This is a genomic window from Blautia massiliensis (ex Durand et al. 2017), from assembly GCF_051861785.1.
Taxonomy (GTDB): Bacteria; Bacillota; Clostridia; order Lachnospirales; family Lachnospiraceae; genus Blautia_A; species Blautia_A luti_A.
Genome location: NZ_CP146725.1, coordinates 4,050,170 through 4,064,134, shown reverse-complemented (window position 1 = coordinate 4,064,134; position 13,965 = coordinate 4,050,170). Strand labels below are relative to the sequence as shown.

Below are 13,965 nucleotides of genomic sequence, written 5' to 3'. Positions count from 1 at the left end.
GTTTACCTCCCTTTTGGATTTTTTACTGCTGAAGCAGTGGATTCCTGCTTTTTATTTTTCTGAAACTGCGTCTCGCTCCTGTCCATAAGAGCAGATACAAAACTCCTGCCAGTGCAAATAAGGATAGAATCCTGGTAAAGAGTTTCATGCGCGTCCAGGTGTCTGTTACTTTACTTCCTACCAGTTCCGGGATACTTTTTCCTTCGTTTTTGGAGGAAGCGGATGCTGTCCCGGATGTAGTCTCTTTTTCTTTGCTTTCAGTCAGTTCTTCTGTGGATGACTCTTCTGTTTTCTCTTTTGTTTTGTCTTTTACGGCATCCGCTTTTTTGTTGCTTTTCTTTTCACCTGATGTACCGGAACCGGAGCCTTTTTTCTTCGTACCTGCATAAGCCGTCAGTTTCTTTTCCTTGTTTTCGTCTGTGCTATCCAATCCGTTCTTTCCGGATGCCGTACCTTTTCCGCCAACCGTTTTCAGATTTGTAAGGGATCCTTCCCCATTATTGCCTTTGCCCGGGACTCCGGCTTCACTTTTATTTCCACCATATCCGGGTCTATGGGCGATCGAACCGGAATTTCCATTGCCCCCATTTCCCGCTGTCCCGTTATTCTTCTTTCTGACATCAGGGATCCGGATCACCAGCGGACTGCTTACATTGCCCGCAAGGTCTTTCACCACGATCACCACATCTTTTTCACCTTCTGACAGGCCTGTAATGGTCAGGGTATCGCTTCCTTTCAGTACTTCTCTTCCCTCTTTTGAGGTATCCGAGGTCTGTACTTTCGCACCGGCCTCTATAACACGGTAATAGCATTGTCCCCTTTCACTGGTCTTATATACTACTGAGGCCTGGTCCACGGATATCCTGCTCGCACTGATCTTTTTCAGTTCCGGCGGGGTCTGGTCCGTAATCCCAAGTGTCAGGTAATAATCCCTCCGGGTGCCGTCCTGTGCGGTTACCTGCACCCGGACCATAGCTTCCTTTTCCTGGTCTCCGAAATGGATCTTCCAGTAAACATGCCCCTTTCCATCGTTGCTTTTTTTGATGGTCTCATCTTTTTCCACGGTAGAATGCTTCACTCCGCTCAGCGCATAGATCTTGACCGTGGCATGTTCTTCTTCCGCTGTCAGCCAGATGTTCAGGCTCTGGCGTTCCCCGTCATAAACCGCCTTGTATCTGTCACGGTCCTTGTTTAATGCGGGATCTAGTTTTAAGATCCCTTTTCCCCAGGTATCGGAACTGGATATATATAATTCTTTCAGATCCGCATTGCTGCTTTTAACTTCCGGAGTGACGGTCGGTTCCGGTGTAACAGAAGGCTCCGGCGTAACGGAAGGCTCTGGAGCTGCCGTCGGTTCCGGCGCAGCGGATGGTTCCGGAGTGGCAGTTGGCTCTGGTGCAGCAGTCGGTTTCGGCACAGCGGTTGGTTCCGGTATCTGGGTCGGCTCCGGTTCTGCAGTCGGCTCCGGAACGGCGGTAGGTTCTGCGGGTACCGATGGTTCTGCCGGCGTTTCCCCTTCCGAACTCTCTGTGCTGTCTGCTGCATAAACTTCCCTGACAAAGATCGCATCTGTTTCTGGTGCAGCCCCTCCTGCCAGAAGTCCTGCAGAAAGGGTCCCGATAATAAATTTGTTAATGATCGGTCTCTTTAAATTGTTTTTTTTCATTACCAGTCCCCCCATACTTCGCCGTTATCCCCGACACCCAGATCTGCTCCGGAATACAGGGTAAAGCGAAGCCTTACTTCGTCACCGTCTGCCGGGAAATAGCCCGACATTCCAATGTTCATATATTCACCGTTTACAAAATACATCCAGCCGGAATTCATGGTAAAATCAAATTCTCCCAGCCAGTTGGCATCATGCCCGGACAGCTGGCAGTTTACTTCTGTCAGATGCGCCATCAGGTCATCCGGGATCGAAGCTCCGGAAGTGATGCCGCCGCGTCCGATAGCTTTCAGGTAAAAACCTCCTGTTGCACTTCCATCATTCCTCCAGTCAAACCCGCTGTTCTGCAGAAGCCTTAAGACCACGGAGGAAAGCTGTTCGCCCTGATAAAAGTCGATGGATGTCGCCGGCAGGATTGTCCCAAGTCCGACAGTCCCCGCCTCAATGCTGACCGTGATGGAGCCGGCAGGTTCTTCTTGGCTCTCATCCCCTTTATAGATGGTAAACGTTGGAAGTGTGGTACTCCATCCCTCATCATCCGTTGCCTTGATATCCACAGTGTTGCTGCCCTCATTCAGATCCAGACGGTAAGCCAGGATTCCCGGCGAAGGCTCCCCTTTTGAAGAAAGTCTTTCACCGTTTCCATATACTTCCAGTGCCGTAGAGGATAAGCTGTTCCCGTACCAGTCTACCGCCTGTACATAAAATGTACGGTATGCGGCATTTACCGTTTCCCCGTCAGCCAGGTCTGTGGCGATCGTTGGATAATGGTCTTCCTCCGGTGCCTGTGTCGGTTCCGGCTCCGGAGATGGCGTCGGCGTTGCACTGAGCGGTACCTGCGCCCCATCCTGGTTCCGGTCATCGTCCTGGTCCGGTGTTTCTTTCCGGCTGTCATCATCCTGGTCACCATTTTTGTCATAATGGATGGTATTGTCTTTGGAGCTGTCATTATCCTCTCCTGTAGAGCCGTCTTCCGGATCGGTATCCCCTTTTTGGGTATCTTCCTTCTGGCTGTCCGGTTCCGGTGTCTGGGAAGCTTCCGGCTCTGATGTCGGCTCCGGGGTGACAGTCGCCTGTGCCTCTTCCTTTTTCTTTTCCGGTTCTTCCTCCGGTTCATCTTCCAGGATCTGTGCCTGTTCTTCAAAGGAAGATTCTTCACCCGTAGAAGCATCTTCCTGGCTTCCGGCATAAGCATATCCCCTTCCAAGATAGCCCTTTAAGGAGCTTTCACTGTTCACCCCCTGTACCGGATTTTCACTTTTCTCCGGTTCATAGTTTTTCATTCCCAGAAATAATACTCCGGCAAAAAGCAGGAGACAGACAATAGCTGTCAGAAAGGAAAGCCGGTTATTCTTTTTTCTCTTTTTCATGGTCATTTCCTCCTTAATACAGCCTTTCTATATATTTCATGATCCAGTTTCCATACCAGCTTCTGGCTTTTTTCAGTTCTTTTTTCATTTTCTGCACGCACAGAGCGGTATCCTTTCGTTCTTCTTTTGATACAGCATGGGGACTGAACGCAGCCTTTTCCCCGATAACGCTTGTTTTTCGGTAACACTTCATGGCATCTTCCGAATAAAGCTCAGGGCCATGATAATAAAGAAGTCGCGCATATCCGGCCATGGCGCGAACCGCCTGGCGGTCATCTTCACTTTCAAACAGTTTTCTCCGTCTTCTGTTTGCGTGAATGCGGAGCACACAGACCGTAAAGATAAATATCAGGCAGAAGAGGTCAAATACCGCAAGCAGGAGGATCAGAAGCTTTTCGATTCCGAACAGTGCCAGTTTTAAGCTCCAGTGTGTCTGGATGTTCTCCTGTGCAGGCGGTTCGTCCTGTGCTTCCGGGATGGCGGCTGCTTTGGCTCCTTTTGCCTCCAGGCCTGCCGTGAGGTCTGCTTCCTCCATGACATTATAGTATTCCGGTGTCATTTCTACCGGTACCCATCCAAGGCCGTCCATATAGATCTCGGTCCAGGCATGTCCATTCTTTCCCGGGACTTCTATCGTATCCCCCGGGTTTTTATCTTTGATATCTTCCGGTGTGATCAGATAGCCTTCCACATAACGGGACGGGATCCCGTAATAACGGAACATCAGTGCCGCTGCCGTGGCATAATGGACACTGTGGCCGATCCTAGTGTTTGTCAGGAAGTCCTCTGCAAAATCCCCCTGTCCGGTATACGGATCGGCTGCCGTGCTGTAAGTCAGGTTCTTTTCCAGATAGGAACGGATCCTGCTGATCGCTGTATAGTAATCGGTATGCCCCTGTTCCCGGTTTCCACCGTCCCCCAGTTCTTTGCGGAACAGGGTTTCCAGGGCACCGGACAGCTTCGTATCCTGGCTGTACACAAATGCGTTGTAATAACTCTCATCATCACGGTAGGAATCCCCTTCATCCCTGGCAAGTGCCTGATAGACCCTTGCCCCCAGCACCGTAAAATCTTTTACCAGGTTTCCATTTGCCTGATAGTGATAGTTTCTTGCTCCAAAGAGTCCTTTTGCTTTTAACATACTGTCAGCAAACGGTGTCTCTTTCCTGTATCCAGCAGGCAGTTCTGTAATCTCATAAGGGGTATAGAGATAACGGCTGTCTGCCTTTTCATTTTTTATGTCCACTTCGGATACTTTGTCAGAAAGGGCATCATCATCTGCAAGTGCCCTTGCACGGCTTAGCTGAGTCTCCCCATAAAATCCATCCTGATGGAGCCAGTAAAAGAGCGTCCTCTGTTTATAGGCATCCTCCGTATCCAGGCTTTCCCAGGAAGAACCGTCATACACGCTTCCCACAAATCCTCTCAGGTAGAGAGAATCCGGATTTTCCATGGTAACGGAAAGTGCCGTATCGTCTGAGGCACTCCAGGCACCGCATTCTTTCAGCTTTCCATCCGGAAGGGTATTGATCTTTCCTTTTTTGTAGCGCAGGCTGCTGATCCCGTCCAGGGCCTCTTTTTTAGCTTCTGTGACAAGTGTCGAGGAACCATAGTCTTCGGACGGCATAAACTGTTCCAGAAGGATCCCGGCTGCCAGCATTACGGCACATGTCAGGATGCTTCCTGTCAAAAATGCCCGGCTGCTCTCTGCCCGGTGGCGTTTCCCTCCAGAACGGGAAAGGATAAGATTCAGTTCCAAAAGGATCCCCATGTAAAAAATAACTCCTGTGCCTGCATCCGGCTCCATGCCAAGGATCCCCGAAAGGATGGGAAGCACCAGGGCCCAGGCGATCACCAAGACATAAGCCTGCAGTTTCAGGACAAGGAATCCGCAGACTGCCGCTGCCATTCCAAGATAGATAAGAAATATCAGGTGGGAGACATCCTCTCCCTGTATCCCGGCAGTCTCAAACCGTTTCAGATAAATCCCGGCACGGCTTCCCAGGATGCCTGCCATATCATTCCAGTATAATGCCATGCCGTCTAAGAGCTGTCCATGGAACAGGAAGATCCCTGCGATGGAAACCGCTCCCATTCCCATCCGTCCGTAAAGTCCATATCTTCCCATTCTTTCTGTTGCAGTACAGAACACTGCCATAAGAAGCACGCTTCCCAAAATCGGTGCCATGCGTTCCTGCTCAGTAAGGACACTCATAAAAAGCAGGAGCCCTCCGCCTGCACTCAGCCAGATCAGTGCAGTTTCCAGCAGGATACCGGACAGTTGTTTTCCATATGCTGTTTCTGACTGTCTTTTGGATTCTGTGATCCGTATTTCCATAATACCTGTTCTCCTCCACTGTCTCTGCCGCCTGTGCCGCATCCTACGATCGTCACTTCTCCCTTTGCTGCCAGGAGTTCTGCTTCTTTGTCCTGCGGGTCGCCGGTTATATATACATAGTTTGCAAAATTCTGTATTCCCGGGTCTTTCAGATATTCCCGTACCGTGACCGGGGTCTTTGCATCACTTCCATAACGCAGGAAGCGGTACAGGATGTTTTCGCGGTCCTCTTCTGTACGGATCTTCTCCAGCCGGAACTTCCCAGTGCTGTGGTCATAGACTCCGGCCTGGCAGGAGATCTTCTTTTCCATAAAGCTCTGAAGGACTGCGGAAAAGACTTCTGCCACCGTTTCCGCACGCTGCGGATCCCGGTCTGCCTGAAATGCTTCTGCCAGGATCAGTACCGTATCATCCACCGGAAAGCTTTTTTCCCGGATCATGATGTCATCCAACTTTCCGGATAACTTCCAGTGGATCTGCCGGATGCTGTCACCGGAACGGTATTCCCGGATATCATAAGTTTCTCCCGGATCGTCCCCCGGGCGGCTTCCGGAATAGCGGAAACTTTCCATATCAAACCCCTCCCTGGCCAGGAGGGACATCTCTCCTTTTTGTTTTTCCGGCATTACAACCGTATAAGCACTTGCGTCTGCTTTCCTCTTTAAAGAAAAGATGCGGAAAAAGTCCTGGCATTTCCAGTCAGAAAAACAAAATCTGATGCAGCCGCACCAGCTGCTTCCGGTCTCAAACCCGATGACCTGTTTTTCCTTTCCTCCCAGGGAAAAGGAAAGAGGGATCTCTCCTTTTTCACCGGTAAAAAGATTTTCCCACCGGAGCACTCCTGCCCCGCCAAATACCGGCCATGCAGACTGGTTTTCCATCCGTATTTCCCCGTCAAAACGCCCCATTCTCTCTGCCGCCTTTGGAAGATGCAGTTTTATAACGGCCTTTTTTCCGGATAAGGCCACACTCCCTGCGGAAAAGATCAGAAGAAGGGCGGAGAGTAAGAGAACCGCTGCAAAGAGCCATGTGCCTGTAATTACTGCTGCTCCTGCCATGCAGACCAGCCACAAAAGCCACAGGATCCTGTTCTTTATCATCCTTCCACCTTCGGTTCCGGCACTTCTGACAGGATCTCCGAGAGGATCTCACGGGCAGTTTTTTCCTGATACCTTGCCTTGGAATCCAGGATCATCCTGTGTGCCGCAACGTCCTTGAATACCTCCTGCACATCCTTTGGAATGACATAATCCCTTTCTTTCATGTAAGCAGCTGCTTTTGCCATCCTTACCAGTGCCAGGGTTCCACGCGGGCTTAATCCCAGCGTGATCAGCACATGTTTCCTTGTAGCTTCCGCAAGGTCTGCCACATAGTCGAGCATCTGGTCTGCTACATAGATCTCCTGTACCTCTTTCTGGAGTTTCAGCACCTCCTCCCGGGTAACTACGGTCTTTGCATTTTCCAGGGGATTTTCCCTCTGTCTGTCCCTTAACAGTTCCACCAGGCTCTGGTGATCCGGGTACCCCATGCTGACACTGATCATAAAACGGTCAAGCTGTGATTCCGGAAGGAGCTGTGTACCGGAAGAGCCCACCGGGTTTTCTGTGGCAATGACTACAAACGGGGATGGCACACAATGGGTTTCCCCGTCTACCGTCACCTTTCCTTCTTCCATTACTTCCAGAAGGGCAGACTGGGTCTTACTGGAAGTACGGTTGATCTCATCTGCCAGTAAAAGGTTGCACATGACCGCTCCCTCATGATAGGAGAACTGTCCGTTCTGTTTGTCATACATGGTAAATCCGGTCACATCGGAAGGGACAACATCCGGTGTAAACTGGATACGGTTAAATTCCATTCCCATAAGACGGCTCAGTGCCAGTGCGGTTGTGGTCTTACCAACACCAGGCACATCTTCCAGAAGGACATGTCCCTTTGCGAGCACTGCCATGAGGATCTTATCTGTGATATCTTTTTTTCCTTTAATGATTTTCTCCAGCTGATTCTGAAGTTCTGTTATTTTCTGCGGCATTTTTTCCTCCATCCTTATCTGTGGTCTGTCATATCAAAAAAACTGTTTTCCTTATCCTGGTAGCGCTGGTAAGCCACCAGTGCACAGAATCCCTGGTCTGTTGCCATGGGGTTGCTTTCCCCGTCCAGGGTATGTTTAAAACTTCCATCCTTCTGATAAAAAGTCATCAGTGTATCATACAGGCCTTTTCCATCTTTCTGGAAACGTTCATCCTCATTGCAGTCTACACCTACCGCACTGAGTGCAATCACGGTCTGGGAAATGGATTCCGAGCTCTTTGCGCCAAATGCAGTATAACCGCCATCATCGTCCTGTATATCTGCCAGAAAATCCACACCCTTATCAATGACTTCCTTTACATCTTCTTCATCCTGGTATGGTTCCAGGCTCTGCAGTGTCATGGCGGTCAGATCCACATCCCCGTCTTTGGCGTTATCATCCAGGGAAAAGCCGCCATCTGCTTTTTCCCGTTCCAATATGTAATCCAGATATTTCTGTTCCAGCTCCCCGTCTTTATTGGCATCCGGGTCATCGGCATTTAAGGCGATCAGTGCATAAATGGCACCGTTTAATCCCTGGGAGACCACTGCATCAAAATCTTCCAGCGGCTTTTCGATATCGTAACCGCCAATATCCGTTGGATCCTTTCCTATGGATTTCAATGCCATGACTGCCCTGGAATACTCTGTATAACGGTTATCACTGAGCACGCCTTCCTGGTCTTTGACCCGTTTTTCAAGATTGGCACGATATTTTTCGAAATAGTTCTCATCCACCGTTTCTCCCGAACGGGCAAGTGCGATCACCGTCCATTCCCCGCCCAGGGTATCCGATGCCGGTGATGTTACGGTTTTCTGTTCATAAGCAGCTGTTTTTTTCAGTGCATCTTCCAGTTTTGGAGTCCCGCCCCCACAGCCTGTCAAAAACCCTGCTGTGGTAACTAACACCAGAAACTGGCATGTCCGTTTTTTTAATCTGTTCATAATCTCCCCCTCATTTTTTCGTTTATCTGTTTTATGCAAAGAATCACATCTTCTTTATTGGAACATTCTATCGTCCAGGTCCGTTCCTTTGTGCAGGGAAGAAGTTTTAAAACCTTTTCCCATGGAATTGTGCCCTTTCCTAAGCCCAAATGGGAATCCCTGTCCCCTGCATTGTCATGGAGATGGACATGTCCGACATATGGAGCAAGTTCTTTCGCCCATTTAAGGACCGAAATTTCCGAATAGCAGTGTGCGTGCCCCATATCCAGACACAGCTTAAAGTTTGGATGATCCACGAAGTTGTATACATCCAAAAGAAGCCGCCAGTCTTCATCCAGGACATTTTCCATGACGACCTGGGGACCTTCCCTGTCTTTCAAAAACTCCTGGAAAAACCGGCCTGTCTGTTCCGCCCATCCTTCCCGGAAATATACCGTAGGGATCATCCCTGAATGATATACGATCTTTTTTGCTCCAAGGCGGATTCCTGCCTGGTAACACTGGTCAAACCGTTCCATCGTCACTTTCCTTATCCGACTGTCAAAAGATGCCGGGTTTAAGTCCAGAAATGGCCCATGCAGGGTAAGCGGTGGATTTCCCATCTGCTCCAGTCTTTTTTGATACTGTTCCATTTTTCTTTCCAGCTGGTCCAGATTGTCAGATATGGAAAACTCGATACTTTCCACACCGGTTCCATACTGACCGCAGATTTCTTTCATATCTTCATCGCAAAGCAAATGGCTGACATAGATCAAAGCATTTCCTCTTTCCCGGACTCAATCAGCCCGTATTTTTTCTTAATGCGTTCCAGTTTTTCAAGAAGCGGCCTGCTCAAAAACCATAAAAAGATCACAGTTGACAGTGCATGCACCAGATCCACCGGTATTCCTGAAATATAGAAAGCAACCAGGCTGGCTGGTGTGATATACCCGTAAGACATCAGGATGCTGGCCGGGTTCATGATTCCTCCATAAATCAGGACTACACTTAAAAACCCATAAATGCAAAGATCCCGTTTCCTTGCTTTTAAGATTCCTTTCTGGTAAAGGATTCCTGCAAGGAAGCCAATGATGCCAAAAGAAAACATCTGCCATGGCGTCCAGGGGCCCTGTCCCATAAACATGTTGGATAACATCATGATTAGACAGCCAACGAGAAAACCTGCCTCGCCTCCGAAAGAGACACCGGTAAGGATCACAATAGCAGCCACCGGTTTGAAACTGGGTACCATAAAGAAGGCGGCCCTCCCTGCGACACCAATCGCTGCAAGGACAGAGATCACCATGATTTCCCGTGCTTTTGGTTTGCGTCCTTCAAACATCATAAAAAACGGGAGCATTGCAGCCACGATCACAATCAGGCTGCATATCAGATATTTCCTTCCATGGAAAAACCGGACTGACAGATACAAAAGCAGTGGTACGACCAAAAGCATCAGAGCAAGAGCAAACCAGGTCCTCCGGTTCACTTTCCCCTTCTTTTCCATCTGCCGGACGATCATCCCATCGGAGGGAAGGGTATATTCTTCCAGATCTTCTGCCGCTTTCTCTTCCTGTGCTTCATTTGGGGTGTCTTCCCAGAATTCATCTATAAACTGGTCCAGTTGCTGCTCTGTAAGCACGTAACCACATCCTTTCCGGTCACAGCTTCCGGAAACAAATGCCTTGCCATCCGGTTTGCTGCAGTTGTGTAGAAATTATTTCCGGCAAAAAACTCCCGGGTATTCTGGCTGGTAACGATGTTTCCCTCAAAAAACAGGCCTACTCTGTCCGCGTATTCTGCAACAAATTCCACGTCATGGGAGATCATAAAGATCGTCAGGCCATGCTGTTTCAGCCGGGTTAAGATCTTTCCGATCTCTTCTTTATATTCTGCATCCATTCCCTTCGTGGGTTCGTCCATCAGGAGGATCCGCGGTCGAAGCAAAAGGACTTTGGCAAGTGCCAGCCGCTGCTGTTCCCCGCCGCTCAGATCATAAGGATGCCTTTCCAGAAGCCCTTCCAGTTTGGTAAGGCTTACGATCCCTTCTATGGCCTTTTCTTTTTTCATATGAATCTGATATTCCGAAGACATTTTTTCTCTCCTGCCCCCGATCACAGAATACAGATCTTCCAAGACTGTTTTCTTTAAGAAAATGCTCTGTGGGTTCTGCGGCATGACTCCCAAAAGCCCACAATACAGATCCCGGTCTTTATACGAACGGATATCCCGCCCTTCCAGAAGTATCTTCCCACGGTATGGACATCGCACCCGGCTTAAAAGAGACAGCGTAGTGCTCTTTCCCGTACCGTTTCCACCTACCAGTGCATAGAACTCTCCTTTTTTTACCTCCAGGGAAAGATCCCGGACAACATCCGGGCTGTCCTTTTCATACCGGAACCAGACATCTTTCGCCTGAATGGACAATTCTTTCTTCGAACTATCTGTTTTTGTGTATCTGACTTTTTCAGTGCTTTCGCTCTTTCGCTGACTATCCGAAGCAATTCCTTTTTCGTTACAGTAACGGGAGAGCCACTGTCTTCCCTCACTGACTGTCAGCGGACAGGTTGCCTGACTGTCTGTCTCACCATAGATCTGCATAGGAATCGGCATGGAAAGAAACATGCCATGTTTTTGTTCCTTTAATTTTACCCCGATTTCCCTGGGAGTTCCTTCCAGATAAACATTCCCCTTATCCATGACAAATACCCTATCCGCATAAGGGATGATATCCTGAAGCCGGTGTTCCGTAAGGAGCACCGTTGTTCCAATATCACGGTTAATCTTTTTTACGGTTTCCAGAAAATCAGAAGCAGCGATGGGGTCCAGCTGAGACGTAGGCTCATCCAGTATTAAAAGGGACGGATGCATTGCCATGATCGCAGCCAGGTTTAAGATCTGCTTCTGTCCTCCTGACAGCTCTGAGACATTTTTATAAAACCACTGATGGATGCCAAAATAGCTGGCCATCTCCGCAACCCGCAGCCGGATAGTCGCATTGTCATATCCCAGGCTTTCCAGTCCAAAGGAAAGCTCATGCCAGACTTTATCCGTTACGATCTGATTATCCGGGTTCTGCATGACAAAACCGATCTCCTGGCTCTGTGTCCGGTGGTCAATCCCCGAAAGCGGCATCCCCCGGTAAAAGATTTCTCCCTCTGACTTTCCAACCGGGGCCAGCACGGTTTTTAACTGGCGCAGCAGCGTGCTTTTGCCGCATCCGCTCCGTCCGCAGATCACATTTAACGTTCCTTCTTCTATTTTCAGATTCGCATGGTCCAGAACCTTTCTGGAACATTCCGGGTATGCGAAGCTAAACTCCTTTACTTCTACAAGATTCATAATCATTATCCTTCCTGTTCCAGAGTTTCGTAGATTTTTTTGTAAGTCATATCCAGATCTGTTTCACAATGCTTCCGGCTTCTGGCAAAACGGATAGTCTCCGTCACATCCAGGATCACCGGAAGGAAACAAAAACATGCGAAACAGATGTATGTAAGCATTGCTTCAACTACTGGAACAGATACCGGAGCCTGATGCCCCTGAATGGTAAAACCAGCAAGTAAAATACGGGGATCATAACTTGCATAAGAAGCCCCATTCATACAGCCAGCAGCAAATACAAGGAATAAAGCTGCCATCACCGCCAGAAGACTTTTATCCTTCTTCGTAAATTTGTAAATGGAAAAAGCAGTCCTGCCTTTTAATCCATATCCCCTGCTCCGCATAGAATCCGAAGTTTCTATGGCATTTTCCAAAGCCCAGGTGACCAGTATCGACAGCATGTTAAAGCCTGCACGGATACGGTTAAAAAGGCTGCCCTCTGAAACATCCCTTCCCATGGATTTCTGTCCGTTCCGGATCACTTTCAGCTGCCCCGTAAATCTGGGGACAAAGCGAAGTGCCATGGAAAGGATCAGGGAAAGGGCCGGTATCAGCCTTCCAAACAGGTAAATAAACTTGTCGCTTGTCATAACTTTATTATAACAGGAAAACCACTGGATCACTACGAACATGACCGCTCCAAGGACTACTCCATAGACTAAGGCCTCCAAAGTGATCCAGTTTCCACTGCTTTCTACATAATATAGCATCGTGACCCCATAATGATTGAAAAGTGGATTCAGAAGAGCCACGATCAAAAGACTGGGAAGGGTAAAGAGAAAGCTTTGCCTAAGTGTCCTTTTTCCTCCAAGCAGAAAGATGGAATAAGACAAAGCACCCGCATAAGAAATGCAGATAAAGACGGGATGCTGATTAAACATAGTAAATAACAGTACTACAGCAAAATAAAAAAAATTCAAAAATGGATGGCATGTGGAAAAAGCATCAATGATGGATTGATCCGCAGTCTGTCTGTTTCTTTTCTCGGTCTTATTTGTTGATAACACGTTTAAATGTACTCCCTCTTTAATCCCTGCTCTTCACAGTACAAATCCACTTTGCTTCCTTTTTTACAACATATGGTGCAATTTTTATTTACAATCCGGGAACCAATATATTCCGGATCATGATGTATCTCCAGATGTTCCAGTCGGTTGCATCCATGAAAAGCTTCCTCTCCAATGAATGTAATATTTGCCGGAATGTACACATTTTTCACTTTTTGCATCCGGGCGAGCTGTGCGGTAAATGTACGGTAATTAAACCGTAAAATACTCCATGTTGCTTTGTCATTCTGTGAACGCATATGATCTCCTTTCCAACGTTCGGCTCATACCAAACTGTATATCTTTTACAGGTTTGTATTCTTTGCCTGACGTGTTGGATATACTGGCTCAAAATGCTTTCATAAGGCGTTTTTCATTCGATACATTTCACACAGGGAAAAGCAGCTCCGGAATCGCACCGGATTTCCTTAAATCGGCTGCCATCAGCCGAACCACGCTCGATTTTTTTGTTATTCTAATTATAACGATACGCCTTATTTCTGTCAATGTTTGCCAATGTTTCTGGTCTTTTTCTCATACCAGTTTAACTATTTTTCACAATTTCTTTACTTCTTATCTTTGTATGGGTTTCCAACATCACTTCCAAGATTGCAGGTATACTTCCATTCAATCTTATCCCCATCTTTGGGCTTATAACTGGAAGCCCCATAATTCGGGAACTCTCCATTTACACTGTACATCCAGCCAGAATTTTTTCCGCAGTCAAATTCATAAAGCTGATTGATGCCTTCCACGTAATAGCTTTTATATAACGGGGTGTATTTGGAAGAGAGCTGGATGTTCTTTTCCTCGCAGATTTTTTTTAAGATGTCAAATACGGTATCGCCCGTAGTAAATTTAACTTCCATTTCCGGAAGTATCCAGCCGTCTTCCGGGACAAATTCTTTTTTGGTTTCTTTTAGATCACCGATATTGTCAAGGATCGTCTGGCAGTCTATCGAAATGGTACAGGCAGCAGGCTTTCCGGAATCCCCTTTTCCGATTCCACAGCTCGTAAGGAGACAGCTCCACAAAAGCATAAAACAGCTGATTCCTATTACCCCGATCCGTTTCCAATATATTTTTTTCAGTTGCTTCATAATTATCCTCTATCGGATGAAAAGGTACCAAAAACACTATTTGATTTTTGATACCTTTTACACCCTT

The 13,965-nt window shown here is 47.8% G+C and carries 12 protein-coding genes and 1 riboswitch; all 12 genes read right to left on the bottom strand.

Features of this window, described 5'->3' with window-relative positions; translation table 11 throughout:
- Nucleotides 1–22: 22 nt before the first annotated feature.
- Entirely contained in the window at nucleotides 23–1,666 is a 1,644-nt protein-coding gene (locus tag V9W66_RS19175; RefSeq protein WP_186290125.1) for a hypothetical protein, read from the bottom strand.
- Nucleotides 1,666–3,036 carry a DUF4430 domain-containing protein gene (locus V9W66_RS19170; protein ID WP_186290123.1) on the bottom strand — a complete coding sequence of 457 codons (1,371 nt, stop codon included), beginning with the start codon at nucleotides 3,034–3,036 and terminating at the stop codon, nucleotides 1,666–1,668. The genes V9W66_RS19175 and V9W66_RS19170 overlap by 1 nt, the downstream gene beginning before the upstream one ends.
- 13 nt (nucleotides 3,037–3,049) lie before the next feature.
- Complete coding sequence (locus V9W66_RS19165) at nucleotides 3,050–5,374, bottom strand: DUF3488 and transglutaminase-like domain-containing protein (protein WP_186290124.1); 2,325 nt, start codon at nucleotides 5,372–5,374, stop codon at nucleotides 3,050–3,052.
- Complete coding sequence (locus tag V9W66_RS19160; RefSeq protein ID WP_144096004.1) at nucleotides 5,287–6,474, bottom strand: DUF58 domain-containing protein; 1,188 nt, start codon at nucleotides 6,472–6,474, stop codon at nucleotides 5,287–5,289. Before V9W66_RS19160 ends, V9W66_RS19165 begins: the two co-directional genes overlap by 88 nt.
- Nucleotides 6,471–7,406, bottom strand: a complete 936-nt coding sequence (locus V9W66_RS19155; protein WP_144096006.1) for an AAA family ATPase — start codon at nucleotides 7,404–7,406, stop codon at nucleotides 6,471–6,473. Before V9W66_RS19155 ends, V9W66_RS19160 begins: the two co-directional genes overlap by 4 nt.
- Nucleotides 7,407–7,420: 14 nt before the next feature.
- A complete protein-coding gene (locus tag V9W66_RS19150) occupies nucleotides 7,421–8,389 on the bottom strand; it encodes a prenyltransferase/squalene oxidase repeat-containing protein (protein ID WP_144096008.1) in 969 nt (322 codons plus the stop codon).
- Complete coding sequence (locus tag V9W66_RS19145) at nucleotides 8,386–9,144, bottom strand: sugar phosphate isomerase/epimerase family protein (RefSeq protein ID WP_144096010.1); 759 nt, start codon at nucleotides 9,142–9,144, stop codon at nucleotides 8,386–8,388. The genes V9W66_RS19150 and V9W66_RS19145 overlap by 4 nt, the downstream gene beginning before the upstream one ends.
- Nucleotides 9,141–10,010: an ECF transporter S component gene (locus V9W66_RS19140; RefSeq protein WP_243121841.1), complete on the bottom strand. Its 870-nt coding sequence runs from the start codon at nucleotides 10,008–10,010 to the stop codon at nucleotides 9,141–9,143. The genes V9W66_RS19145 and V9W66_RS19140 overlap by 4 nt, the downstream gene beginning before the upstream one ends.
- On the bottom strand, nucleotides 9,977–11,710 hold the full coding sequence (locus tag V9W66_RS19135) for an ABC transporter ATP-binding protein (protein WP_144096012.1): 1,734 nt from the start codon (nucleotides 11,708–11,710) through the stop codon (nucleotides 9,977–9,979). Before V9W66_RS19135 ends, V9W66_RS19140 begins: the two co-directional genes overlap by 34 nt.
- 5 nt (nucleotides 11,711–11,715) lie before the next feature.
- Nucleotides 11,716–12,462 (bottom strand): energy-coupling factor transporter transmembrane component T, encoded by a 747-nt coding sequence (locus V9W66_RS19130; RefSeq protein WP_330575539.1) that lies wholly within the window; start codon nucleotides 12,460–12,462, stop codon nucleotides 11,716–11,718.
- A gap of 299 nt (nucleotides 12,463–12,761) precedes the next feature.
- Nucleotides 12,762–13,058, bottom strand: a complete 297-nt coding sequence (locus tag V9W66_RS19125) for a leucine-rich repeat protein (protein WP_144095744.1) — start codon at nucleotides 13,056–13,058, stop codon at nucleotides 12,762–12,764.
- 56 nt (nucleotides 13,059–13,114) lie between these two features.
- Nucleotides 13,115–13,270, bottom strand: a riboswitch (cobalamin riboswitch).
- A gap of 94 nt (nucleotides 13,271–13,364) precedes the next feature.
- Nucleotides 13,365–13,898: a DUF4430 domain-containing protein gene (locus V9W66_RS19120; RefSeq protein WP_144100498.1), complete on the bottom strand. Its 534-nt coding sequence runs from the start codon at nucleotides 13,896–13,898 to the stop codon at nucleotides 13,365–13,367.
- Nucleotides 13,899–13,965: the final 67 nt, after the last annotated feature.